Below are 24,862 nucleotides of genomic sequence, written 5' to 3'. Positions count from 1 at the left end.
ACCATCGATAGGCGTGCGGTCCCCCCACCGCGGGCTGATGGCACGCAGGAAGCCCGGACTAATAAGATGGCATTGAAATCCCCCGCGTTTCGTAAAAAATTTCCGTTGCTGGTAACTGGCAGTCTGCTGGCCATGCAACCTCTAGCCGTGCCATTCGTATTTGCCGAGGAGCAGTATGACTGTTCCGCATCGGCTTCGGGTGGCTGGGATTGCGCGCCGAAAGCAAATACTGCGCAATTGCCACCACGCCCATCGCACACTGGCACCGTGGCGCAAGCCAATGGTGAGTCGGGCGAGCAAGGTGAGCAAACCCCGCTGGTGACATCCGCCAAAGGTCGTGGCCTCAAGGCGCGCAGTGCTGACTACAGCCACCTGGACTGGGTCCCGCGTGACAAGCTCACGCCGGCGCAACTGGCTGAAACCGGCCCGTATTGCTCTGGCGCCTATATCGAGCCTACGCGTCCCGGCATGCGCGACACCACCAGCAAAAGCGATTCGCCGACCTTCATTGGCGCCAAAGCTTCCCGCTACCAGCAGGAAGAGCAAATCGCGACCCTGGCCGGTGATGTGGTCATGCGCCAGGGCAGCATGCAGGTCGAGGCTGACGAAGCCAACTTGTACCAGGCCGAGAGCCGTGGCGAGTTGAGCGGCAATGTGCGTCTGCGTGACAACGGTGCACTGCTGGTGGGCGACCACGCCGATGTGCAGCTGGACACCGGTGCCGCCAAGGTCGACAACGCCGAGTACGTGTTGCACAAGTCGCGCATTCGCGGCAGCGCGCTGTACGCCAAACGTGCCGAAGACGCGATCATCCGCCTCAAGGACGGTACGTACACCACGTGCGAGCCGAACAGCAACGCCTGGCAGCTTAAAGGCAACAACATCACGCTGAACCCGGCCACCGGTTTCGGTACCGCAACCAACGTGACACTGCGGGTTAAAGACATTCCAGTCCTTTACACCCCGTACATTTACTTCCCGATCGACGATCGCCGTCAGTCCGGTTTCCTGCCGCCGTCCTTCAGCAGCAGCTCCGACACCGGCTTTACGCTCGTGACCCCGTACTACTTCAACCTGGCACCCAACTACGATGCCACGTTGTACCCGCGCTACATGACCAAGCGCGGTCTGTTGATGGAAGGTGAGTTCCGCTACCTGACCGAGTCCAGCGAAGGACAGTTCGGTGCCGCGTACCTCAACGACGACAACGACGATCGCAAGCTGCAGACCGACTACGAAAAAACCCGCTACATGTACAACTGGCAGCACAAGGGCGGGCTTGATTCGCGCGTGCTGACCGAAGTTGACTACACCAAGATCAGCGATCCGTACTACTTCCAGGATCTGCAAAGTGATCAGGTCGGCGTCGAAAGCCGTGACTACCTGAACCAACAAGCAGCTGTCAGCTACCGTGGCGATGACTTCACCGCCAAGCTGAACGTGCACGCTTACCAGTTGGCGACCGTGACCCAGGTCACGCCGTACAACCAGATGCCACAGCTCACCTTCAATGGTGGCCTGCCGTATCACCCGGGCGGCGTGAACTTCTCCTACAACACCGAACTGGTGCGGTTTGAGCGTGACCTGGAAAACGGTACCTACACTGACGAATACGGCGTCACCACGCCGCGTCTGGACAGGAACGTAACAGGCCTGGCACGCGCCAACGGCACACGTCTGAACCTCGCACCAGCCATGTCGCTGCCGATGACCTCGAGCTACGGCTACGTAACCCCGACCCTCAAGTACGCGTACACCCAGTACGACCTGGATCTTGATGGCACCGGCAAAACGCAAATGGTCACGGATGGCGACAAGTTCGACAGCTCTGTCAGCCGCAGCGTACCGATCGCCAGCGTCGACAGCGGCCTGTACTTCGACCGCAACACCAACTGGTTCGGCACCAACTACCGCCAGACTTTGGAACCGCGGGCGTTCTACCTGTATGTGCCTGAGCGCAACCAGGAAAACATCCCTGTTTTCGACACCAGCGAAAGTACCTTCAGTTATTCCTCGCTGTGGCGTGACAACCGCTTCACCGGCTCTGACCGCATCGGCGACGAAAACAAACTGTCGCTGGGCCTGACCAGCCGCTGGATCGAAGAAAACGGCTTTGAACGTCAACGCGTGAGCATTGGCCAGGCGTACTACTTCAAAGACCGCAAGGTTCAGTTGCCAGGCGTGAGCGACGATCGCGATGACTCGACGTCACGTGTGTCCCCTTATGCACTGGAATACGCTTACCGCTTCAACCGCGACTGGCGTGCCACCGCTGACTACAACTGGGACCCGGAAACCCGTAGCCCACGTTCTGGCAGCGCGATGATGCACTACCAGCCAGAAGACAACCCGAACAAGGTCGTCAACCTGGGTTATCGCTATCGCAACGACCAGGTGGTGTACAACCAGTACACCGGCAAGTGGCAGTTCGGCGGTGATTACCTGACCCCGAGCGATCCTGGCTTCATCAAGGATTACTACAAAATCCAGCAGCACGACTTCTCGGTGATCTGGCCGCTCGTGCCGCAATGGAGCGTCATCAGCCGCTGGCAGTACGATTACAACCGCAACCGTACCCTGGAAGCCTTCGGTGGCTTTGAGTACGACAACTGCTGCTGGAAAATGCGTGTAATCAGCCGCTACTGGGTTTCCAACGACGAATACACCCAAGAAGCCCCGCAAAACGAAAAGGGCGACCATGGGATCTTCCTTCAAATTGTGCTGAAAGGTCTCGGCGGCGTTACAGGCGCCAAAGTAGAGAGCTTCCTCGACAAAGGCATCCAAGGTTATCGTGAACGTGAAGATCAAGCTTTCTGAGTGTCTGCGCCCCCTAGTATTGGGCGCATTGTTCCTGGGTACTGCGGCGGCACACGCTGCAGTTCAGCCCCTTGATAAGGTGGTGGCCATCGTCGATAACGACGTGATTATGCAGAGCCAGTTGGACCAGCGTGTCCACGAAGTTCAGCAAACCATCGCCAAGCGCGGGCAGGGTGTCCCCCCTGCCAGCGTTCTGGACCAACAAGTGCTTGAGCGTCTGATTGTCGAAAACCTGCAACTGCAGATCGGCGAGCGTTCGGGCATTCGTATCTCTGACGAAGAACTGAACCAGGCCATCGGCACCATTGCCCAGCGCAATAACATGACCCTTGATCAGTTCCGTCAGGCATTGGCCCACGACGGCCTGTCCTATGACGATGCGCGCGAGCAGGTTCGCCGCGAAATGATCATCAGCCGAGTACGTCAACGCCGTGTGGCCGAGCGTATTCAGGTAACCGATCAGGAAGTGAAAAACTTCCTCGCCTCTGACCTGGGCAAGGCGCAACTGTCCGAGGAGTACCACCTGGCCAACATCCTGATCCCGACGTCTGACAGCGCGAGTTCAAGTGAAGTCCAGACGGCGGCCCAGAAGGCTGAAGACCTCTACAAGCAACTCAAGCAAGGTGCTGACTTTGCCCAGCTGGCAATCGCCCGCTCCGGCAGCGACACCGCTCTGGATGGCGGCGACATGGGCTGGCGTAAAGCGGGCCAGTTGCCACCTCCGTTCGATCGTATGCTGAGCAGCATGCCGACAGGCGACATTACACCTCCGGTCCGCACGCCTGGCGGCTTTATCATTCTCAAGCTGCTCGACAAGCGCGGTGGCCAGACTGTGATGGTCGACGAAGTTCATGTTCGTCACATCCTGATCAAGCCAAGTGAAATCCGCACTGAAGCGCAAACCAAGGAACTGGCACAAAAAATCTACGACCGCATTCAGTCGGGCGAAGACTTTGCCACCCTGGCCAAAACCTATTCGGAAGACCCAGGCTCAGCCCTTAACGGCGGCGACCTGAACTGGATCGACCCGAACGCGCTGGTGCCGGAGTTCCGTGAAGTCATGGCCGAAACCCCACAAGGCGTCCTGTCCAAGCCATTCCGTACTCAATACGGTTGGCATGTTCTGGAAGTATTGGGCCGTCGCTCCACTGACAGCACCACCCAGGCCCGCGAGCAGCAAGCCATGAACGCCTTGCGTAACCGCAAGTACGACGAAGAGCTGCAAAGCTGGCTGCGTCAGATCCGTGACGAAGCCTACGTAGAAATCAAACTCCCTGGCGCAACCAACCAGGCAGAGAGCGCAGACCCAGCACAGTGAAAACACAGCGTTTTGCACTGACACCCGGCGAACCGGCAGGCATAGGTCCCGACCTGTGCCTGCTTCTCGCCTCGCAACGCCAGCCACATCCCCTGATTGCCATTACCAGCCGCGACCTGCTCCATGAGCGGGCCGCGCAACTGGGCGTGGCTGTCAGTTTGCTGCCCGTCAGCCCGGACAACTGGCCCGACCAACCGGCACCTGCAGGCAGCCTCTATGTCTGGGACACGCCGCTCAATGCCCCTGTCACCGCAGGCACATTGGACAAAGCCAACGCCCCGTTCGTACTGCAAACCCTGACCCGTGCAGCCCTTGGCTGTGTTGCAGGCGATTTTGCAGGCATGATCACCGCGCCCGTACACAAAGGCGTGATCAACGAAGGCGGCATCGCGTTTTCTGGCCACACCGAATTTCTGGCAGACCTGACCGGCACCGAGCAAGTCGTGATGATGCTTGCCACGCGCGGGCTTCGCGTCGCGCTGGTGACCACTCACCTGCCGCTGCGTCAGGTGGCCGATGCAATCACACCTGAGCGCATAACCCGGGTAACCCGAATTCTGCATGCCGACCTGCAACACAAGTTCGGCATCGCCCAACCGCGTATCCTGGTGTGCGGGCTCAACCCCCACGCCGGTGAAGGCGGCCACTTGGGCTTTGAAGAAATCGACATCATCGAACCCACCCTGGAGCGTCTGCGAAGCGAAGGCATGGACCTGCGCGGCCCATTGCCTGCCGACACTCTGTTTACCCCCAAATATCTGGAGCACTGCGATGCAGTGCTGGCGATGTACCACGACCAAGGCCTGCCCGTGCTCAAGTACAAAGGGTTTGGCGCCGCCGTCAACATCACCCTGGGCTTGCCGATCATCCGCACGTCTGTCGACCATGGCACCGCCCTGGATCTGGCAGGCAGCGGCAAGATCGACACTGGCAGTCTGCAAGTCGCCCTGGAAACCGCCTATCAGATGGCCGAGACACAACTATGACTGAGCAATACCAACACAAGGCGCGTAAGCGCTTTGGCCAAAACTTCTTGCACGATGCGGGCGTTATCGACCGCATCCTGCGCGCGATCAATGCCAAGTCGGGCGACCGCCTGCTGGAGATTGGTCCGGGCCAGGGCGCACTGACCCAAGGCATTCTGAGCAGCGGCGGGCAACTGGACGTTGTCGAGCTGGACAAAGACCTGATCCCGATCCTGAATCAGCAATTTGCCGGCATGAGCAACTTCAACCTGCACCAGGGCGACGCGCTGAAGTTTGACTTCGCCACGCTCAATGCTGCGCCACGCACGCTGCGTGTCGTCGGCAACCTGCCGTACAACATCTCCACGCCGCTGATTTTTCACCTGCTGAAAAACGCCGAGCTGATCCGCGACATGCACTTCATGCTGCAAAAAGAAGTGGTTGAGCGCATGGCAGCAGGGCCTGGCGGCGGAGACTGGGGTCGTCTGTCGATCATGGTTCAGTACCACTGCCGCGTCGAACACCTGTTCAACGTCGGCCCTGGCGCCTTCAACCCGCCACCAAAAGTCGACTCGGCGATTGTCCGCCTGGTGCCCCACGACGTACTGCCCCACCCGGCCAAGGATCATCGCCTGCTGGAGCGCGTGGTACGTGAGGCTTTCAACCAGCGCCGCAAAACGCTGCGTAATACCCTCAAAGCCTTGCTCAGCAACGACGAAATCGAAGCCGCCGGCGTCGATGGCAGCTTGCGCCCGGAGCAACTCGACCTCGCCGCTTTCGTGCGCCTGGCCGACACCCTCAGCGAAAAAGCGGCTAACGCGCCCGTCGCTGACTGATTACTGAGAAAAAACGGTGCCCGTACCAGATATAGCCTCTGGCTGGGCACCCGCCCTCTAGCCTAGACTCAGGCAGCTGTTTTATTCCGAACGTTGTCTGCGCTTTTCAGTAAGGCCTCTCGCATGCATGAGCCCCGCTATGTGATCGACGTCAGCGTCGTCACGCGTTACCTGCCAGAACAATCTCAACCCGAGCATCAGCGCTATGCCTTTGCCTACACCATTACAGTAAGCAACACAGGCACCGTGGCGGCCAAACTGCTGTCCCGGCACTGGGTGATTACCGATGGCGACGGGCATGTCGAAGAAGTGCGCGGAGCCGGAGTGGTCGGGCAACAGCCGTTGATCGAGCCCGGCGAGCAGCACACGTACAGCAGCGGCTCGGTGCTCACCACCACAGTGGGCACCATGCAGGGCAGCTACCTGATGCAGGCAAATGACGGCCATCAGTTCAAAGCCATCATCAAGCCCTTCCGTCTGGCCGTTCCTGGAGCCCTTCACTGATGGCGGTCTATGCCGTTGGCGACCTGCAAGGTTGCTTGCAGCCGCTCAAGTGCTTGCTGGAGCAAGTGGCCTTCGACCCGGCCAACGATAAACTGTGGCTGGTAGGTGACCTGATCAATCGCGGTCCGGAATCACTCGAAACCCTGCGCTTTCTCTACCGCATGCGCGAATCTGTGGTGTGCGTGCTGGGCAATCACGACCTGCACCTGCTGGCGGTTGCCTACAACATCGAACGCCTGAAAAAGGGCGATACGCTGCGCGACATCCTGCAAGCGCCCGATTGCAATGACCTGCTCACCTGGCTGCGACAGCAACCGCTGCTGCACTACGACGCCGAGCGCAATACGGCGCTGGTGCACGCCGGGATACCGCCGCAGTGGTCACTGAAAAAAGCCCTCAAATACGCCGGTGAAGTTGAACACGCCTTGCGCGATGACAGCCTCATCAAGCCGTTCCTGGACGGCATGTACGGAAACGATCCGGCCAAGTGGGACAGCGACCTCACCGGTATCACCCGCCTGCGGGTCATCACCAACTACTTCACCCGCATGCGCTTTTGCACCCGCGACGGCAAACTCGACCTCAAGAGCAAAGAAGGTCTGGGCACCGCGCCGCCGGGCTTTGCGCCATGGTTCAGCTACAAAGAACGCAAAACCCGGGACACCAAGATCATCTTTGGCCACTGGGCGGCACTTGAAGGCCAATGCTCTGAGCCTGGCGTGTTCGCACTCGATACCGGCTGCGTCTGGGGCGGGGCGATGACCTTGCTCAATATCGATACCGGCCAGCGTCTGAGCTGCGACTGTGATGAACAGGGGCACCCTGTCCCTCAACCGCTTTGCCCTCCACCCCCTTCTTCGCAACCGCCGCTCGCGCCCTGATCCGCACGCGCTGCCTGGCTTAAGGAAACTCCCATGACTGAATTCAAACGCATTCCCCCTGAACAAGCCCAAGCACTGCGCGAAAAAGGCGCTGTAGTCGTCGACATCCGCGACCAGCCCACCTATGCCGCCCTGCATATCACCGGCTCACTGCATCTGGACAACCAGTCGATCGCTGACTTCATCCGCGCAGCCGACCTCGACGCCCCGCTGATCGTCACCTGCTACCACGGCAACTCCAGCCAAAGCGCAGCGGCTTACCTGATCAGCCAAGGGTTTTCTGACGTTTACAGCCTCGATGGCGGCTTCGAACTGTGGCGCACCACCTACCCCGCAGAAACGTCCCAATAAGTAGCCCGAAAAATATTTTCATCCGCCCAAGCCCGCGTCCTGAGCGGGCTGGCGCTCTTGCAGACCAACGGTCGCGCCAACTATTCGCGCATCTCTTCTTGACCTCCCCGATTACCAACTATCCTTAAGCGCAGGCCATCCGAATCTGGGGAGAGCCGGTACACCGGTGTATGGATCATCAGTAGTAACTTCAAGGGGTTAAGCGCCTTGATGGTGTCCTGGGGGGTACACGGCAACTGCAACGTTGCTGCATGCCAGCACTCGAACTGACCGATCAATCGCCGGCTCCACGTATCGAGCGAGGTGACGTCATGAGTATTTTTAGCCACTTCCAACAACGCTTTGAATCCACACGCCAAGAAGAGCTAACGCTCCAGGAATACCTTGAGCTGTGCAAACAAGACAAAAGCGCTTACGCCTCAGCTGCCGAACGGCTGCTGATGGCCATCGGTGAACCGGAACTACTGGACACCTCAACCAATTCCCGCCTGTCGCGCATTTTTTCGAACAAAGTGATTCGCCGCTATCCGGCCTTTGCCGACTTCCACGGAATGGAAGAGTGCATTGACCAGATCGTGTCGTACTTCCGCCATGCCGCGCAGGGCCTGGAAGAGAAAAAACAAATTCTCTACCTGCTCGGCCCGGTGGGCGGCGGCAAGTCTTCGCTGGCTGAAAAGCTCAAAGAACTGATCGAGAAGGTCCCGTTCTATGCGATCAAGGGCTCACCCGTCTTTGAATCACCGCTGGGGCTGTTCAACGCGACCGAAGACGGCGCGATTCTTGAAGAAGACTTCGGCATCCAAAAACGCTACCTGAACACCATCATGTCGCCTTGGGCGACTAAACGCCTGGCCGAATTCGGTGGTGATATCAGTCAGTTCCGCGTGGTTAAACTCTACCCTTCGATCCTCAATCAGATCGGCGTGGCCAAAACCGAGCCCGGTGACGAGAACAACCAGGACATCTCGGCCCTCGTCGGTAAGGTCGATATCCGCAAACTCGAAGAATTCCCGCAAAACGACGCCGACGCCTACAGCTACTCGGGCGCACTGTGCCGGGCCAACCAGGGCCTGATGGAATTCGTGGAGATGTTCAAGGCACCGATCAAGGTGCTCCACCCTCTGCTCACCGCCACCCAAGAGGGCAACTACAACAGTACCGAAGGGCTCGGCGCGATTCCGTTCAACGGCATCCTGCTGGCTCACTCCAACGAATCGGAGTGGCACACCTTCCGCAACAACAAGAACAACGAAGCGTTCATCGACCGGATTTACATCGTCAAAGTCCCGTACTGCCTGCGCGTCAGCGACGAAGTCAAAATCTACGACAAGCTGTTGTTCAACAGTTCGCTGGCCAAGGCCCATTGCGCCCCGGACACCCTGAAAATGCTCGCGCAGTTCACTGTACTGTCACGCCTCAAAGAGCCAGAGAACTCCAACATCTACTCCAAGATGCGGGTCTATGACGGCGAGAACCTCAAAGACACCGACCCGAAAGCCAAGTCGATTCAGGAGTACCGCGACAGCGCGGGCGTGGATGAAGGCATGACCGGTCTGTCGACCCGCTTCGCGTTCAAAATCCTTTCCAAAGTGTTCAACTTTGACCCGCACGAAATTGCTGCCAACCCGGTGCACCTGCTCTATGTGCTGGAGCAACAGATCGAGCAAGAACAGTTCCCGGCAGAAACCCGCGAGCGTTATTTGCGCTTTCTCAAGGAATACCTGGCACCGCGCTACATCGAGTTCATCGGAAAGGAGATCCAGACCGCTTACCTGGAGTCCTACAGCGAGTACGGGCAAAACATCTTCGACCGCTACGTGCTTTACGCCGATTTCTGGATTCAGGACCAGGAGTACCGCGACCCGGAAACCGGCGAAATCCTCAACCGCGTAGCGCTCAACGAAGAGCTGGAAAAAATCGAAAAACCGGCCGGCATCAGCAACCCGAAAGATTTCCGCAACGAAATCGTCAACTTCGTGCTGCGTGCCCGCGCCAACAACAATGGCAAAAATCCGACCTGGCTCAGCTACGAGAAGCTGCGCGTGGTCATCGAGAAGAAAATGTTCTCCAACACCGAGGACTTGCTACCGGTTATCAGCTTCAACGCCAAAGCGAGCAAAGAGGACCAGCAAAAACACAACGACTTCGTCACCCGCATGGTCGAACGCGGCTACACCGACAAACAAGTACGACTGCTCTCCGAGTGGTATCTGCGAGTCAGAAAATCGCAGTGAGGCCGTTATAAGCCTCAAGCCTCAAGCTGCAAGAAGAAACATACGCGCTGTGCTTCGACTTGCAGCTTGCAGCTCACAACTTGAAGCTGCCCGGAGGGCCTTATGAGCTATGTGATCGACCGACGCCTTAATGGCAAGAACAAAAGCACGGTAAACCGTCAGCGTTTCCTGCGTCGTTACCGCGACCACATCAAAAAGGCGGTCGAAGAGGCCGTAGGCCATCGTTCCATCACCGACATGGAGCATGGCGAGCAAATCAGCATCCCGGGCCGCGACATTGATGAGCCCGTGCTTCACCACGGCCGTGGTGGCAAGCAAACCACGGTTCACCCCGGCAACAAGGAATTCACCAGCGGCGAACATATCCAGCGCCCACAAGGCGGTGGCGGTGGAGGCGGCGGCCCTGGCAAAGCGGGTAATTCCGGCGAGGGCATGGACGAATTCGTCTTTCAGATCACCCAGGAAGAGTTCCTCGAATTCATGTTCGAAGACCTCGAACTGCCGAACCTGATCAAACGCCACCTGACCGGCACCGACACCTTCAAAACCGTGCGCGCGGGCATCAGCAACGAAGGCAACCCGTCGCGCATCAACATCATCCGCACCCTGCGTTCGGCCCACGCACGGCGTATCGCCCTGTCCGGCAGCAGCCGGGCAAAACTCAAAGAAGCCAAAGCTGAACTTGAGCGGCTAAAACGTGAAGAACCAGACAACTTCGGCGATATCAGAGACATCGAGGCCGAAATAGAGAAACTCAGCGCACGGATACACCGTGTGCCGTTCCTCGATACCTTCGACCTCAAATACAACCTGTTGGTCAAACAACCCAACCCCAGCTCAAAGGCGGTGATGTTCTGCCTGATGGACGTTTCCGGGTCCATGACCCAGGCCACCAAAGACATCGCCAAGCGCTTCTTCATCCTCTTGTACCTGTTCCTGAAACGGAACTACGACAAGATTGACGTGGTGTTCATTCGCCATCACACCAGCGCCCGCGAGGTCGATGAAGAGGAGTTCTTCTATTCCCGGGAAACCGGCGGCACCATCGTGTCCAGCGCACTCAAACTGATGCAAGAGATCATGGCCGAGCGGTATCCGGCCAATGAATGGAACATCTACGCGGCCCAAGCCTCGGATGGGGACAACTGGAACGATGACTCGCCTATTTGCCGCGACATCCTGGTCAACCAGATCATGCCGTTCGTGCAGTACTACACTTACGTTGAGATCACCCCGCGCGAACATCAGGCGCTCTGGTTCGAATACGAGCGCATCAGAGACTCGTTTCCCGACACGTTCGCTCAACAGCAACTGGTCTCGGCCGGCGATATCTACCCGGTCTTCCGTGAACTCTTCCAGCGCAGGTTAGCCACATGACCGCCAAAGAGCATAAACGCCAACCCATTTCCACAGGGTCCGAGTGGACCTTTGAGCTGATCCAGGCTTACGACCGCGAAATCAGCCGCCTCGCGGAACGTTATGCGCTGGACACCTACCCCAACCAGATTGAGGTAATTACCGCTGAGCAAATGATGGACGCCTACGCGTCCGTCGGCATGCCGCTGGGTTACCACCATTGGTCCTACGGCAAACACTTCTTGAGTACCGAGAAGTCCTACAGCCGTGGGCAGATGGGGCTGGCCTACGAAATCGTGATCAACTCCGACCCGTGCATCGCCTACCTGATGGAAGAAAACACCATCTGCATGCAAGCCCTGGTCGTGGCCCACGCATGCTACGGGCATAACAGCTTCTTCAAGGGCAACTACCTGTTCCGGACCTGGACCGACGCCAGCTCGATCATCGACTACCTGGTGTTCGCCAAGCAGTACATCATGCAGTGCGAAGAACGCCACGGCATCGATGCCGTCGAAGACCTGCTCGACTCCTGCCATGCCTTGATGAACTACGGGGTGGACCGCTACAAACGGCCCTACCCGATTTCGGCCGAAGAAGAACGCCGTCGCCAGAAAGACCGCGAAGAGCATCTGCAAAAGCAAATCAACGACCTGTGGCGCACCATCCCCAAGGGAGTGGGCAAATCCAGCGAAAAGGACAACGCCCGCTTCCCGGATGAGCCGCAGGAAAACATCCTGTACTTCATTGAAAAACACGCGCCACTGCTGGAGCCCTGGCAGCGCGAAGTCGTGCGCATTGTGCGCAAAATCGCCCAGTATTTTTATCCGCAGCGCCAAACCCAGGTGATGAACGAGGGCTGGGCCACGTTCTGGCACTACACACTGATGAACGACCTGTATGACGAAGGGCTGGTCACCGATGGCTTCATGATGGAGTTCCTGACCTCGCACACCAGCGTGGTCTTCCAGCCAGGCTTTGACAGCCCGTACTACAGCGGGATCAACCCCTATGCACTGGGGTTTGCGATGTACCAGGACATCCGCCGCATGTGCGAGCACCCCACCGAAGAAGACCGGCGCTGGTTCCCGGACCTTGCAGGCAGCGACTGGCTGACCAGCATCAAATTTGCCATGAGCAGCTTCAAGGACGAGAGCTTCATCCTGCAATACCTGTCGCCCAAGGTCATTCGCGACCTCAAGCTCTTCAGCATCATGGACGACGATCAAAAAGACGACCTGCTGGTGCCTGCGATTCACGACGAGAACGGTTACCGCACCATCCGCGAAACGCTGGCGGCGCAATACAACCTGGGCAATCGTGAACCCAACGTGCAGATCTGGAGCATTGATCGACGCGGCGACCGCTCCCTGACCTTGCGCCATCAACAACATGACCGCAAACCGCTCGGTGACTCCACCGACGAGGTACTCAAGCACCTGCACCGTTTGTGGGGCTTCGATATCCATCTGGAGACCCTGCAAGGCGACCAGATCATGAAGGTCCAGCACGTACCGCCCAAAGGCGAGCATGGTGAAAACGACTACGGCCGTCTGGACTTGTCCGCCGTCCACCTGTAACCACATCGGCCTCCGCTAACGCGGCACACGGGTTATCCTGTCGCGCTAACGGAGGTTTTTTATGAAGATCTATAAAGTGGGCGGCGCAGTGCGCGACCGCTTGCTGGGCAAACCCGTCACCGACATCGACTGGGTGGTGGTGGGCGCGACTGCCGAGCAAATGCTCGCCGAAGGGTTTCGCCCGGTGGGGTCAGACTTCCCGGTGTTTCTTCACCCAAAAACCGGTGAAGAATATGCACTTGCCCGAACCGAACGCAAAAGCGGCCATGGCTATGGTGGCTTTGTCTTCCATGCCAGCCCCGACGTCACCCTCGAAGACGACCTGATACGCCGCGACCTGACAATCAATGCGATGGCCGAAGACGCTGATGGCAACATCACCGACCCGTACCACGGGCAACAAGACCTGGAAGCACGCATTCTGCGCCACGTTTCCCCCGCGTTTGCCGAAGATCCCTTGCGCGTCCTGCGTGTTGCCCGCTTTGCCGCCCGTTATGCCGGGCTTGGTTTCAGCATCGCCCCCGAGACCTTGGAACTCATGCGCCAACTGTCCGCCTCTGGCGAACTGCAGGCCCTGACGCCCGAGCGTTGCTGGAAAGAAATCTCTCGCGCACTCATGGAAGATCACCCACAGGTATTCATCGAAGTGCTGCGCAGTTGCGACGCGCTTGAAGTGCTGCTGCCAGAGGTCAACGCCTTGTTTGGCGTGCCACAACCTCCCGCTCATCACCCCGAAGTCGACAGCGGCCTGCACACGCTGAGCGTGCTCGAACAAGCCGCCTTGCACCACCAGCCGCTGACCGTGCGCTGGGCTTGCCTGCTGCACGACTTGGGCAAAGGGCTGACACCCGAGAGCCAGTGGCCACGACACATTGCCCACGAGCACAAAGGGCTGCGTCTGATAAAAGCCGTCAACGAACGCTACAAAGTACCGAGAGATTGCCAGGAACTGGCGCTGTTGGTGGGCGAGTACCACACCCATGGTCATCGCGCCCTGGAGCTCAAGGCATCGACATTGCTGGAGTTGCTGCAGCGGTTTGATGTATATCGCCGCCCTCAGCGTTTTGAGGAATTTGTGGTGGCCTGCGAAATGGACGCCAGAGGGCGTTTAGGCCTGGAGAACCGCCCTTATCCACAGGCGGATTATCTGCGTGGCGCGGCCCTGGCAGCACAAGGCGTGACCGTACAACCCCTGATCGAGCAAGGTTTCAAAGGCCCCGAACTGGGTGAAGCCCTCAAGCACGAACGGCTCAAGGCCCTGCAAGCCTACAAAGACGTCGCCAAACACTGACCGTCTGTAGGAGCGAGCTTGCCTCGCGATCTTTTAAACAATCAAAAGATCGCGAGGCAATCGAGCGTCGAGCGGCTGCTCCTACAAAATCAAAGCATCTCTGCCGGCGTCAGTTGCTCGCCCCGCCACTCAAACGCCACAGGCGCCAATACCTGGTCGATGTGCGTTTCGGCCCACATCTGGGCAAGGGTTTTACCTACGCCCGGATGCACCTTATCTGGCGCCATCAACGACAACGGCCAAAGCACAAACGCATTCTTGAGAATTTCTGCTCGCGGCAAGGTCAGGAACTCAAAGTCGCCCACCAGATCGCCGTAAAACAACACGTCAATATCCAGCGGCAGCCCTTTGCGATCCGGGGCATAACGCCCGTTATCCGCTTCAATCAACTTCAAACGTCGGCTTAATTCCATTAGTGGCAAATCGGTTTTGGCCGCGACCACCAGATTGAAAAATGGCCCGCTTTTGATGCCCACCGGCTGACTTTCAAACACCGCCGAACACGTCATGCCCACTAAAAAGCCCGCAAGCGCGTCCAGCCCGGCACACAAATGCCGTTCACGCTCGGTATTGCTACCGAGCCCGAGATAAACCTCTGTTAGCGGCATCCGCGCTCAATCTCCACACCCACCCCTGTGGCCGCCGCAACGGCGCCGGGCTTGGTCAGCTTGAGGTGCAACCAGGGAATATTGAATTCACTCATCAGCACTTGCGCCAAACGTTCGGCAAACGTTTCTACCAGCTGGAACTGAGCCTGCTCGGCAAACGCCTGGATGCGCGCTGACACACTGGCGTAATCCAATGCCAGGGTCAGGTCGTCTCCGGCCGCTGCCGGGCGGTTATCCCACGCAAAACTCAGATCAAGCCGCAGGCACTGACGGATGCCGCGCTCCCAGTCATAAGCACCGATAACGGTGTCAACTTCCAGGCCTTCGATAAACACTCTGTCCAAGCACTCTTCTCCGCAGCACGACAAGGGCGCAATGCGCCGTTAGAATCAGGGCGTCCTTGCCCGGAATAGTTAGCATGTTTTGGTTACTGGCGATGCTCGCCTACCTGCTTGGTTCTATGTCCTTCGCTATTTTGCTCAGCCGCCTGACGGGAAATCCCGACCCGCGAATGAGTGGCTCAGGCAATGCTGGCGCAACCAACATGTTGCGCCTGGCCGGTAAAAAGCTCGCCATCCTGACCTTGCTTGGCGATCTGTGCAAAGGGCTTTTACCGGTATTGCTGGCCTATCAACTGGGCTGCACGCTCCAGCAACAAGCCTGGATCGGCGCCTGCGCCGTTGTAGGGCACATGTACCCACTGTACTTTCGCTTTCGCGGCGGCAAGGGCGTTGCCACCGCTGCCGGCATGCTGCTGGGCCTTTATCCGCCCGCCGCGCTGCTGGCTGCTGTCGCATGGCTGCTGACCTTCCAGCTCAGCCGCACGAGCTCGCTGGCCTCACTGATTGCCGCTCCCCTCACCCTGCCCTTGCTGGCCTGGCAAGAACCTGCAGCGCTGCTGCCCATGAGCGCCCTGACGACGCTCATAGTGTGGCGGCACCGCAGCAATCTACGCGACCTGATGGCTGGGCGCGAACGGCATTTCTGAACCCTTACAGCGGTGGCAACTGCTCCATCGGCCAGCGCGCCTGCACGCTGATCGCCAGGCTTTCGTGTTGGCCCACCAGTAAACGCTGACACCCGGCATAGGCAATCATCGCGCCATTATCCGTGCAGAACTCCGGGCGAGCGTAGTACACCTGACCGTTCATCTCACCGAGCATTTTCTCGAGCGATTCACGCAGCGCCTTGTTCGCACTCACACCCCCCGCAATGACCAGGCGCTTCATCCCGGCAGCCTTCAGCGCACGCTTGCACTTGATGGTCAGGGTCTCGACAACGGCCTGCTGAAACGCCAGCGAAATATCGCAACGCGCCTGCTCCGTATCTTCGCCCGCGTCCACACAACGCTGCCAGGTATTCAGCGCGAAGGTTTTAAGGCCGCTAAAACTGAATTGCAGCCCCGGACGATCGGTCATCGGCCGCGGGAACACAAAACGCCCGGCAACCCCTTGTGCAGCCAGGCGCGCGATCTCAGGGCCGCCCGGATAACGCAACCCCATCATCTTGGCGGTTTTATCGAAGGCTTCGCCCGCCGCATCATCCAGGCTCTCGCCCAAGAGCTCGTATTGACCGATGCCATCGACACGCACCAGCTGCGTATGGCCGCCCGACACCAACAAAGCGACGAACGGGAACTCAGGTGGCTGTTCTTCCAGCATGGGGGCCAATAAATGGCCTTCCATGTGATGCACGCCAAGGGCAGGAATACCCCAGGCAAAGGCCAGCGCTTGGGCACACGAAGCCCCGACCAGCAAGGCCCCGACCAGTCCCGGCCCTGCCGTATAGGCAATGGCGTCAATCTCTGTAGGCACGCAATCGGCCTCAGCCAACACCTGACGAATCAAGGGCAGCATGCGCTTGACGTGATCACGCGAGGCAAGCTCCGGCACCACACCGCCATAAGCGCGGTGCAGGTCGATCTGACTGAACAGCGCATCGGCCAAAAGCCCGCGTTCACTGTCGTATAGCGCGACGCCGGTTTCGTCGCAGGAAGTTTCTAATCCCAGTACTAGCATGGGTTTACGCCTTGTTGAGGCTCAATTCGAAGGCGCGCATAATAGTCGCCACTCCCGCCCCCGACCAGCGGTTTTCGATCAGAGGCTTTGCATTCCGGGCGTTGAGGGGTTAACATCCGCAACCCTTAAAAACCGACGTCTTACAACGCAATTTAGCCTTGGGACGTTGACCCCGGTAATGAATGAAGGTAGCTCTGGATGCCAGCCGTCAAAGTAAAAGAGAACGAACCCTTCGACGTAGCTCTGCGTCGTTTCAAGCGCTCCTGCGAAAAAGCCGGTGTACTGGCTGAAGTTCGCAGCCGCGAATTTTACGAGAAGCCGACTTCTGAGCGTAAGCGCAAAGCAGCAGCAGCTGTTAAGCGTCACGCGAAGAAAGTTCAGCGCGAGCAGCGCCGCGCCGTTCGTCTGTACTAATACACAGACGTTCGTTGCAAGCTTCTGCCAAGCCCGGCCTAAAGCCGGGCCGTAGGCAGTTGCAGCAAGTTACATGCTCTACCGTCAAGGCCGCAGATGCGACCGCGACAAAGCGTAACACCACGTCAGACCTGGTTTTAACAACCAGCGGTGCACGTCTTTACTGACGAGCCTTACAAGGCTACCGACGAGCACACTTTTCCTGATTCTCCCAAGACAATCAGCCCAAGGTACTTCTCCTGTGCCTGCTTATGAGCCACCCGAGACCCACCACAGGTCAATTCGGACTCAGAGCGCAACACCTATCGAACATATTCGCACTGATTAAAACCCTAGTCAGATGAGATTCGACAGATACACTTCCCCACAATGACTGAGCAGACGCCACACGATCGAGCCATGCACCTGCGTGCACGCCATCATGCCAAGCCATTCATCTGGGTTAATTTCTGCTCCGTGATGACGAGAACGCCATGGCCGGGTTAATCCCCCAGAGCTTTATTGACGACCTTCTGAACCGCACCGATATCGTCGATGTCGTCAGCTCGCGCGTGCAAATGAAGAAAGCAGGCAAGAACTACACGGCTTGCTGCCCGTTTCATAAAGAAAAAACGCCCTCGTTCAGCGTCAGCCCCGACAAACAGTTTTATTACTGCTTTGGTTGCGGCGCAGGCGGCAATGCCCTCGGCTTCATCATGGACCACGACAACCTGGACTTCCCCCAGGCCGTCGAAGAGCTGGCAAAAGCTGCCGGCATGGAGATCCCCCGAGAAGAAGGCGGCCGCTCACACAAGCCACGGCAACCTACCGACTCACCGCTTTACCCGCTTCTGACCGCCGCCGCCGACTTTTACCGGCAAGCGCTCAAGAGCCATCCTGCGCGCAAAGTCGCCGTCGAATACCTCAAAGGCCGCGGCCTGACCGGCGAAATCGCTCGCGACTTTGGCCTCGGTTTCGCCCCGCCCGGCTGGGACAACCTGTTCAAGCACTTGAGCAACGACACGCTGCAGCAAAAGGCGATGATTGACGCCGGGCTGCTGGTGGAGAACGCCGAGACCGGCAAACGCTACGACCGCTTTCGCGACCGCGTGATGTTCCCGATCCGCGACAGCCGTGGCCGCATCATTGCGTTCGGCGGCCGCGTGCTCGGCGACGACAAACCCAAATACCTGAACTCCCCGGAAACCCCTGTGTTCCACAAGGGCCAGGAACTCTACGGGCTGTTCGAGGCACGCAAATTCAACCGCAGCCTCGATGAAATCATCGTGGTCGAAGGCTACATGGACGTGATCGCACTGGCCCAGCAAGGCCTGCGCAATGCCGTTGCCACCTTGGGTACCGCCACCAGCGAAGAGCACATGAAACGCTTGTTTCGCGTGGTGCCCAGCGTTCTATTCTGCTTTGACGGCGACCAGGCTGGCCGCAACGCTGCCTGGCGCGCCCTTGAAGCCACACTTTCGTGCTTGCAGGACGGTCGCCGTGCGCGCTTTCTGTTTTTGCCCGAGGGCGAAGACCCGGACACATTGGTGCGCTCCGAAGGCACCGATGCCTTCAAGGCGCGCATCAACCAGCACGCGCAACCGCTGGCCGATTACTTTTTCCAGCAACTGACCGAAGAAGCCGACCCGCGGTCGCTTGAGGGCAAAGCCCACATGGTCACGCTGGCAGCACCGTTGATCGACAAAGTGCCAGGCGCCAACCTGCGCACGCTGATGCGTCAGCGCCTGACCGAAATCACCGGCCTGACCCACGACATGGTCAGCCAACTGGCACAAAGCGCACCCGTAAAACCCCAGGCCCAACCCGCTTACGACCCCGGCATTGATTACGACGCAATGCCCGACTACAGCGACTTCCAGCAACCGGACGTGTACATCCCCCAACAGGAATGGACCCCGAAAAAGCCTGGCGCTGGCGGTAAAAAGTGGGAAAACAAACCTTGGGACAAAAAAGGCAAACGAGGCGGTGAGCGCGAGCAGGCCTGGGTGCCGGTCGGCGTCGAACCGCCTACGCTAACGGCCTTGCGCACCCTGCTGCACCATCCCCAACTGGCAAAAAAAGTTGAGGACGCCGGGCACTTTGCGGCCGAAGACCAGACCAATAATCAGCTACTGATTGCTCTGGTAGAAGCCGTACAGAAAAATCCTAAGCTAAGCTCTATTCAGTTGCTGTCGCGCTGGCACGGCACCGAGCAGGGTCGATTGTTACAACGACTGCTGGAAAAGGAATGGCTAATTGACGCCGATAACCTTGAACAACAGTTTTTCGACACCATAACTAGCTTGTCAGCACGCCAACGTGAGCGAAATCTAGAGCAACTTCTTCGAAAAGCACGTCAAGGCGAGCTTAGTACCGAGGAAAAAAACCAGTTACGCGACCTCTTGAGTCGCAATAATCCTGCATCAAACCCGACCTCAACTGGCGCGTGAGGTCACAGCTAAGGTATAATCCTCGGCTTGTTTTTTGCCCGCCAAGACCTTCAGTGGATAGGGTGTTATGTCCGGAAAAGCGCAACAGCAGTCTCGTATCAAAGAGTTGATCACCCTCGGCCGTGAGCAGAAGTATCTGACTTACGCAGAGGTCAACGACCACCTGCCCGAAGATATTTCAGATCCGGAGCAAGTGGAAGACATCATCCGCATGATTAATGACATGGGGATCCCCGTACACGAGAGTGCTCCGGATGCGGACGCCCTTATGTTGGCCGATGCTGACACCGACGAAGCCGCTGCTGAAGAAGCAGCCGCAGCGTTGGCGGCAGTAGAGACCGATATTGGTCGTACGACTGACCCTGTACGTATGTATATGCGTGAAATGGGTACGGTAGAGTTGCTGACACGTGAAGGCGAAATTGAAATCGCCAAGCGTATCGAAGAAGGCATCCGTGAAGTGATGAGCGCAATCGCGCACTTCCCTGGCACGGTTGACCACATTCTCTCCGAGTACACTCGCGTCACCACCGAAGGTGGCCGCCTGTCCGACGTTCTGAGCGGTTATATCGACCCGGACGACGGTATTACGCCACCTGCCGCCGAAGTTCCGCCACCTGTCGACGCCAAAGCTGCTAAAGCTGACGACGACAGCGAGGATGACGACGCCGAATCTTCAGACGATGAAGAAGAAGCTGAAAGCGGTCCAGATCCGATCATTGCCGCCCAGCGTTTTGGTGCCGTCTCTGATCAGATGGAAATCACTCGCAAGGCGCTGAAAAAGCACGGCCGCGCTAGCAAGCAAGCCATCATCGAACTGATTGCCCTGGCTGAGCTGTTCATGCCGATCAAACTGGTTCCGAAGCAATTCGAAGGTTTGGTTGAGCGTGTTCGCAGTGCCCTGGAGCGTCTGCGTGCACAAGAACGCGCCATCATGCAGCTGTGTGTACGTGATGCACGTATGCCACGCGCCGACTTCCTGCGCCTGTTCCCAGGCAACGAAGTTGACGAAAGCTGGAGCGATTCGCTGGCCAAAGGCAAAAGCAAATACGCTGAAGCCATTGGCCGCCTGCAACCGGATATCATTCGTTGCCAGCAAAAGCTGTCGGCACTGGAAGCAGAAACCGGCTTGACGGTTGCTGAGATCAAAGACATCAACCGTCGCATGTCGATCGGTGAGGCCAAGGCCCGCCGCGCGAAGAAAGAGATGGTTGAAGCGAACTTGCGTCTGGTGATCTCCATCGCCAAGAAGTACACCAACCGTGGTTTGCAGTTCCTCGACCTGATCCAGGAAGGCAACATCGGCTTGATGAAAGCGGTAGACAAGTTTGAATACCGCCGTGGCTACAAATTCTCGACTTATGCCACCTGGTGGATCCGTCAGGCGATCACTCGCTCGATCGCCGACCAGGCCCGCACCATCCGTATTCCGGTGCACATGATCGAGACGATCAACAAGCTCAACCGTATTTCCCGCCAGATGCTGCAGGAAATGGGTCGTGAACCGACCCCGGAAGAGCTGGGCGAACGCATGGAAATGCCTGAGGACAAAATCCGCAAGGTATTGAAGATCGCTAAAGAACCGATCTCCATGGAAACCCCGATCGGTGATGACGAAGACTCCCATCTGGGCGACTTCATCGAAGACTCGACCATGCAGTCGCCAATCGATGTAGCCACCGTTGAGAGCCTTAAAGAAGCGACACGCGACGTACTCGGCGGCCTGACGGCACGTGAAGCCAAAGTACTGCGCATGCGTTTCGGTATCGACATGAATACCGACCACACCCTTGAGGAGGTTGGTAAGCAGTTCGACGTTACCCGTGAGCGGATTCGTCAAATCGAAGCCAAAGCGCTGCGTAAGCTGCGCCACCCGACGAGAAGCGAGCACTTACGCTCCTTCCTCGACGAGTGATCCCAAAACCCCCGGCCCTGCCGGGGGTTTTGCTTTGTGGGCAATACAGCGCCTGCACGCCTTTAAATGCGACAGAATTCGCACGCAGAATTCTTCGTACCTCTAATTAAGACTTTTCGGATAGCACTCGTAAGAAACCATCGTTATAATCCCCGGCTTACTAAGGGCCTATAGCTCAGTTGGTTAGAGCAGGGGACTCATAATCCCTTGGTCGCAGGTTCGAGTCCTGCTGGGCCCACCATATAAACCAGGTACATCAGCCTCACTGGCTGTTGATACACAAAAAACGGCACGCATTGCGTGCCGTTTTGCGTGCCACTTGCAAAACCCTGCATAACGTCACCTGGCCTTTTTACCCGCTAGACCTCATCTCCATCGGTATTGCCGCTCGCCCTTACCGCAAGCTCGTACTCTCGCATCTGGTGAACCGCTTCCTCGCATCCGTTGCATAACGAACCATATTTGCTCTGGTCCTGGTCAAGGAACGAATCACATTCAGAGCATTTAGCCGGATGACATTCGTACGTGCAGAGGTGGCAGATTGTGCCAGACAAAACGAGCCCTTTAGCGCGCAAAAGTAGTTACTACTGACCCTATTGATCTGTTGCGGGCAGCTTAGGGCACCAGTAGCATGCCTGAATACACGCGCCGCCCGTTCCCTGCGGACGACACGCGCCCTGATCACTTGATCCAGGCATTCGGCGCCTTACCAGGAATGTACCGGTGTTCAAAGCACGAAGCGCAGATAGATCGATCATACGTCTCCCCATCGAACAGAAGGAACAGGCCGTTCAAAAGGATGCGAGCACACTGCTGGCGCGCGAGATTTACCAGGATCTGGCCACCCTGCTGGCCGACAGCCTGAACAACCAGCCGGATAACGATGACGATGTCGACCTGTATCGTTCTCACAGCGCAATCCTGATTGATGGCAAGCGCGGCGCCGGCAAGAGTTCGGTCTTGGTCAACCTGAAGCTGTATCTCGAATGTGAGCACCCGGAACTGGAAAATCAGGTCCATATCCTCAAACCGGTCGACCCAACCCTGCTCGAAGACACTGATGACCTGTTTTTGAACGTGATTGTCGCAGCCATAATTCGCGACAAAACTATTGCACGTGCGCTCAGCTGCGCCGACCACAAGGCAGAAGCGTTCCATCATCAGCTTCAAGTATTGGGCAACACACTGGAAAATCTGCAGTCACAGCGGGAAAAGTACGGCCTGGATAAACTGCGGGCATTCATGGGCAGCCATGACCTGATGCAGCAGGTTCATATTCTGTTCAAGAAAGCGCTGGACCTGATCGGCAAGAAGTTGCTGGTATTGCCGATCGACGATGTCGACACTTCGATGAACCGCGCTTTCGAAAACCTGGAAGTGGTTAGGCGTTACCTCACCTCCCCCTATGCGCAACCTATCATCAGCGGCGACCTGTCTCTGTACCACGAAGTCACGTGGAGGGGTTTTCATGCGCGAATCACCGACGACAGTGATATCAGGGCCGAAGACGTCATTCAAAAGGCCAAGGATCTTGCAACAGAATACCAACGCAAGGTCATGCCCCTGCAACTTCGTCGGGAAATGCCCTCTGCCGGCAGCTATCTCGAGCGCAAAGACATTGTGCTGTGTAACGGTGCCAACGATTACTTTTCACTTCACACATTCTGGCGCTGGGTAGATGCCCTTCTCAATGAAAGGATAAACACCAGCGAAGGGCGGCGCCTCACGATATCGGTAGAGACGGTACGCGAGCTCGCTCAGTTGATCTTCGCCATGAGACACGAGATCCCCAAGCTGCATGCGGTCCTGATGGGGCTTCGGACCAACGCATTGGATGACTATGCATTACACCGCCTGATGTTCATGCCTGCCAGTGCCGCGCAGCGTATGGCACAGTTCTCCGAGGACTATCAGAAAGCTCAGAACCTGACGGGGAAAAGCCAGCGGGAAACGGCGCGAAATCGAGCCTATGCAGATTTCTTCAACCAGCTTCAGGACGTTGACGGAGCGGATCTCCAGCAGTGGCAGAACCTGATACTTGAGTCCAAGTCGGTACTGCTCCGCCACCTGCGCCATGAGCTCAGCGAAAATGCAATGTACCTATCACTGATGGCAGACCAGCACTTTGCTAACCTGATGAAAACGCCGACAGCGAAACTGTCAGATCTATTCGAGACGCCGCTGTTCAAACCTCAACATTTATCGTTTGAAACAATTAAATCATTCCCAAAAATGCACCGCCAATTCATCGGCGATGAGTTGTACCATCGAGCGCCTTCCACCTGGGTTCATTCGCTGCCCTTCAATGGCGATTTCCCGTATACGTACCCTGAGGCCGGTTATGCTACCAAAACGAAGAATTCAATTGCCCTCAACGAACAGACCCAACTCCTTATCGACCTAATGCTTCACCGCAGCTTCTATAACGAGAGCAAGAAAGCCAACCTGATCTACTGCGGCCGGCTTTTCGAATTGGTTATCGCGAGTCTGGTGCGTGACCTGGAACCTCGGGACATCACCACCATCATCGCGCGTGCGCCGTTCTACTCCCTCCCTGCCATCACCGGAATGGTCAGCAGCGAGCTGGAGACACCCCCGGATGAAGGGGCAGTGGATACCGTCTACGACTCTGCAATCGCCGACCTTACTCAACAGATCAATGAGTGGCGCAAGACCGAACGCATCGACCAGCAACTGCTTTCAGGCTGGCTGGTGTTCAATGTATTGAACCGATACTTCAGTCAGGCATGGCTGTTCAATCAACCGCTGAAAATCAACCAGAACCCAGCCAAGGAAAGTCTCCATCATTTGGCAGACGTTGCCAGACGGGCCTATCGCAGCCTCTGGAGCGCATTTGCGAGCCTGGAAAAAGGTGAGGTGTTCGGAATGCCCTACATCATTGCAGACGTGAATGTGGGCGAAGGGGAAAACTTCGAGAATAGCGGTCTCTATCTGCAAAATATATCGCCTTTCATGCACCGCTCCGGTAATCGTTCATTCGGAAGGGAAATACGGTCTTACACTCACGCGCTGGCCACACATCCGCTACACATGTTGGTTGAGGCCACCTATCAGAGTGCGGGAACGACCCTTGAGCTCGACGATGAGTTCATTGAACTGATCAATGTCGATGAAAATAAAAGCCGCCAGCTGACCACTATTATAAAGAAGTACTTCAAGATCAAAGGCCCGATCAAAGACGCGCTTCAGAACCTCGAGATTCGAAAACTCGATATCAACAACATCGTCGAAATGGCCAAGGGATACCATATCGGGGAAGAAACATTCCTCAGCAACCCGCATTTCGACTACCTCAACACTCACGTGAGTAAAGAGGACAACTGA

General features: G+C 57.4%; 19 protein-coding genes and 1 tRNA gene. 17 read left to right on the top strand and 3 right to left on the bottom strand.

The genetic code is table 11. The features are described from left to right. The first annotated feature begins 66 nt into the window (after positions 1 to 66). The 11 genes from AAEZ03_RS10775 to AAEZ03_RS10725 all read left to right on the top strand — a co-directional run bounded on the left by AAEZ03_RS10775 (position 67) and on the right by AAEZ03_RS10725 (position 14,133). The gene (locus tag AAEZ03_RS10775; RefSeq protein ID WP_278941935.1) at positions 67 to 2,817 is read left to right on the top strand and encodes an LPS-assembly protein LptD; all 2,751 of its coding nucleotides are present in this window, start codon (positions 67 to 69) and stop codon (positions 2,815 to 2,817) included. Further along, positions 2,798 to 4,135 carry a peptidylprolyl isomerase SurA gene (gene surA / locus AAEZ03_RS10770; protein WP_278941932.1) on the top strand — a complete coding sequence of 446 codons (1,338 nt, stop codon included), beginning with the start codon at positions 2,798 to 2,800 and terminating at the stop codon, positions 4,133 to 4,135. The genes AAEZ03_RS10775 and surA overlap by 20 nt, the downstream gene beginning before the upstream one ends. Then, positions 4,132 to 5,121 carry a 4-hydroxythreonine-4-phosphate dehydrogenase PdxA gene (gene pdxA / locus AAEZ03_RS10765; RefSeq protein WP_048372223.1) on the top strand — a complete coding sequence of 330 codons (990 nt, stop codon included), beginning with the start codon at positions 4,132 to 4,134 and terminating at the stop codon, positions 5,119 to 5,121. The genes surA and pdxA overlap by 4 nt, the downstream gene beginning before the upstream one ends. After that, entirely contained in the window at positions 5,118 to 5,936 is an 819-nt protein-coding gene (gene rsmA, locus AAEZ03_RS10760) for a 16S rRNA (adenine(1518)-N(6)/adenine(1519)-N(6))-dimethyltransferase RsmA (RefSeq protein ID WP_048372225.1), read from the top strand. Before pdxA ends, rsmA begins: the two co-directional genes overlap by 4 nt. Positions 5,937 to 6,059: 123 nt before the next feature. Next, entirely contained in the window at positions 6,060 to 6,440 is a 381-nt protein-coding gene (gene apaG / locus AAEZ03_RS10755) for a Co2+/Mg2+ efflux facilitator ApaG/CorD (protein WP_048372227.1), read from the top strand. After that, positions 6,440 to 7,321, top strand: coding sequence for a symmetrical bis(5'-nucleosyl)-tetraphosphatase (locus AAEZ03_RS10750; protein ID WP_350578400.1), 882 nt, complete (start codon positions 6,440 to 6,442; stop codon positions 7,319 to 7,321). Before apaG ends, AAEZ03_RS10750 begins: the two co-directional genes overlap by 1 nt. A 33-nt stretch (positions 7,322 to 7,354) precedes the next feature. Beyond that, complete coding sequence (gene glpE / locus AAEZ03_RS10745; RefSeq protein WP_278941919.1) at positions 7,355 to 7,672, top strand: thiosulfate sulfurtransferase GlpE; 318 nt, start codon at positions 7,355 to 7,357, stop codon at positions 7,670 to 7,672. A 311-nt stretch (positions 7,673 to 7,983) separates the two neighbouring features. After that, positions 7,984 to 9,906, top strand: a complete 1,923-nt coding sequence (locus AAEZ03_RS10740) for a PrkA family serine protein kinase (RefSeq protein WP_048372233.1) — start codon at positions 7,984 to 7,986, stop codon at positions 9,904 to 9,906. Between the two features lie 102 nt (positions 9,907 to 10,008). Next, the gene (locus AAEZ03_RS10735) at positions 10,009 to 11,283 is read left to right on the top strand and encodes a YeaH/YhbH family protein (RefSeq protein ID WP_123750903.1); all 1,275 of its coding nucleotides are present in this window, start codon (positions 10,009 to 10,011) and stop codon (positions 11,281 to 11,283) included. Then, complete coding sequence (locus AAEZ03_RS10730) at positions 11,280 to 12,842, top strand: SpoVR family protein (RefSeq protein ID WP_048372235.1); 1,563 nt, start codon at positions 11,280 to 11,282, stop codon at positions 12,840 to 12,842. Before AAEZ03_RS10735 ends, AAEZ03_RS10730 begins: the two co-directional genes overlap by 4 nt. A gap of 61 nt (positions 12,843 to 12,903) precedes the next feature. After that, positions 12,904 to 14,133, top strand: a complete 1,230-nt coding sequence (locus tag AAEZ03_RS10725) for a multifunctional CCA addition/repair protein (RefSeq protein WP_350578395.1) — start codon at positions 12,904 to 12,906, stop codon at positions 14,131 to 14,133. Positions 14,134 to 14,222: 89 nt separating this feature from the next. Here the strand turns inward: AAEZ03_RS10725 and folK are convergent, their stop codons facing one another. Both folK and folB read right to left on the bottom strand, forming a co-directional pair. Further along, positions 14,223 to 14,741 carry a 2-amino-4-hydroxy-6-hydroxymethyldihydropteridine diphosphokinase gene (folK, locus tag AAEZ03_RS10720; RefSeq protein WP_123750901.1) on the bottom strand — a complete coding sequence of 173 codons (519 nt, stop codon included), beginning with the start codon at positions 14,739 to 14,741 and terminating at the stop codon, positions 14,223 to 14,225. Further along, entirely contained in the window at positions 14,732 to 15,085 is a 354-nt protein-coding gene (gene folB, locus AAEZ03_RS10715) for a dihydroneopterin aldolase (RefSeq protein WP_048372241.1), read from the bottom strand. Before folB ends, folK begins: the two co-directional genes overlap by 10 nt. A gap of 74 nt (positions 15,086 to 15,159) precedes the next feature. On the opposite strand from folB, the gene plsY reads away from it, so the two are divergent. Then, positions 15,160 to 15,729 (top strand): glycerol-3-phosphate 1-O-acyltransferase PlsY, encoded by a 570-nt coding sequence (plsY, locus tag AAEZ03_RS10710; RefSeq protein ID WP_048372243.1) that lies wholly within the window; start codon positions 15,160 to 15,162, stop codon positions 15,727 to 15,729. 4 nt (positions 15,730 to 15,733) lie between these two features. Here the strand turns inward: plsY and tsaD are convergent, their stop codons facing one another. Next, positions 15,734 to 16,759 carry a tRNA (adenosine(37)-N6)-threonylcarbamoyltransferase complex transferase subunit TsaD gene (gene tsaD, locus AAEZ03_RS10705; protein WP_350578390.1) on the bottom strand — a complete coding sequence of 342 codons (1,026 nt, stop codon included), beginning with the start codon at positions 16,757 to 16,759 and terminating at the stop codon, positions 15,734 to 15,736. A 198-nt stretch (positions 16,760 to 16,957) separates the two neighbouring features. Here tsaD and rpsU point away from each other — a divergent pair, with 198 nt between their 5' ends. The 5 genes from rpsU (at position 16,958) to rdrA (ending at position 24,862) form a co-directional block, all read left to right on the top strand. Further along, the gene (gene rpsU, locus AAEZ03_RS10700; protein ID WP_002551877.1) at positions 16,958 to 17,173 is read left to right on the top strand and encodes a 30S ribosomal protein S21; all 216 of its coding nucleotides are present in this window, start codon (positions 16,958 to 16,960) and stop codon (positions 17,171 to 17,173) included. A gap of 473 nt (positions 17,174 to 17,646) precedes the next feature. Next, positions 17,647 to 19,602, top strand: coding sequence for a DNA primase (gene dnaG / locus AAEZ03_RS10695; RefSeq protein WP_350578387.1), 1,956 nt, complete (start codon positions 17,647 to 17,649; stop codon positions 19,600 to 19,602). 67 nt (positions 19,603 to 19,669) lie between these two features. Further along, positions 19,670 to 21,517 carry an RNA polymerase sigma factor RpoD gene (gene rpoD / locus AAEZ03_RS10690; RefSeq protein WP_350578384.1) on the top strand — a complete coding sequence of 616 codons (1,848 nt, stop codon included), beginning with the start codon at positions 19,670 to 19,672 and terminating at the stop codon, positions 21,515 to 21,517. Between the two features lie 164 nt (positions 21,518 to 21,681). After that, positions 21,682 to 21,758, top strand: a tRNA-Ile gene (locus tag AAEZ03_RS10685). A gap of 482 nt (positions 21,759 to 22,240) precedes the next feature. Further along, on the top strand, positions 22,241 to 24,862 hold the full coding sequence (rdrA, locus tag AAEZ03_RS10680; protein ID WP_350578381.1) for an antiviral RADAR system adenosine triphosphatase RdrA: 2,622 nt from the start codon (positions 22,241 to 22,243) through the stop codon (positions 24,860 to 24,862).

The sequence above is a fragment of the Pseudomonas sp. HY2-MNA-CIBAN-0224 genome, from assembly GCF_040310285.1.
Lineage (GTDB): Bacteria > Pseudomonadota > Gammaproteobacteria > Pseudomonadales > Pseudomonadaceae > Aquipseudomonas > Aquipseudomonas helleri.
Note: the sequence above shows the minus strand (reverse complement) of the source record. Positions and strands in the feature narration are given on the sequence as shown.

Excerpts from the sequence above, each read along its gene's own strand:
- rsmA (WP_048372225.1), top strand. The coding sequence starts at position 5,118 with ATGACTGAGCAATACCAACACAAGGCGCGTAAGCGCTTTGGCCAAAAC.
- rpoD (WP_350578384.1), top strand. The coding sequence starts at position 19,670 with ATGTCCGGAAAAGCGCAACAGCAGTCTCGTATCAAAGAGTTGATCACC.
- dnaG (WP_350578387.1), top strand. The coding sequence starts at position 17,647 with ATGGCCGGGTTAATCCCCCAGAGCTTTATTGACGACCTTCTGAACCGC.
- rpsU (WP_002551877.1), top strand. The coding sequence starts at position 16,958 with ATGCCAGCCGTCAAAGTAAAAGAGAACGAACCCTTCGACGTAGCTCTG.
- AAEZ03_RS10730 (WP_048372235.1), top strand. The coding sequence starts at position 11,280 with ATGACCGCCAAAGAGCATAAACGCCAACCCATTTCCACAGGGTCCGAG.
- AAEZ03_RS10725 (WP_350578395.1), top strand. The coding sequence starts at position 12,904 with ATGAAGATCTATAAAGTGGGCGGCGCAGTGCGCGACCGCTTGCTGGGC.
- AAEZ03_RS10775 (WP_278941935.1), top strand. The coding sequence starts at position 67 with ATGGCATTGAAATCCCCCGCGTTTCGTAAAAAATTTCCGTTGCTGGTA.
- glpE (WP_278941919.1), top strand. The coding sequence starts at position 7,355 with ATGACTGAATTCAAACGCATTCCCCCTGAACAAGCCCAAGCACTGCGC.
- folK (WP_123750901.1), bottom strand. The coding sequence starts at position 14,741 with ATGCCGCTAACAGAGGTTTATCTCGGGCTCGGTAGCAATACCGAGCGT.
- tsaD (WP_350578390.1), bottom strand. The coding sequence starts at position 16,759 with ATGCTAGTACTGGGATTAGAAACTTCCTGCGACGAAACCGGCGTCGCG.
- plsY (WP_048372243.1), top strand. The coding sequence starts at position 15,160 with ATGTTTTGGTTACTGGCGATGCTCGCCTACCTGCTTGGTTCTATGTCC.
- AAEZ03_RS10740 (WP_048372233.1), top strand. The coding sequence starts at position 7,984 with ATGAGTATTTTTAGCCACTTCCAACAACGCTTTGAATCCACACGCCAA.
- apaG (WP_048372227.1), top strand. The coding sequence starts at position 6,060 with ATGCATGAGCCCCGCTATGTGATCGACGTCAGCGTCGTCACGCGTTAC.
- AAEZ03_RS10750 (WP_350578400.1), top strand. The coding sequence starts at position 6,440 with ATGGCGGTCTATGCCGTTGGCGACCTGCAAGGTTGCTTGCAGCCGCTC.
- AAEZ03_RS10735 (WP_123750903.1), top strand. The coding sequence starts at position 10,009 with ATGAGCTATGTGATCGACCGACGCCTTAATGGCAAGAACAAAAGCACG.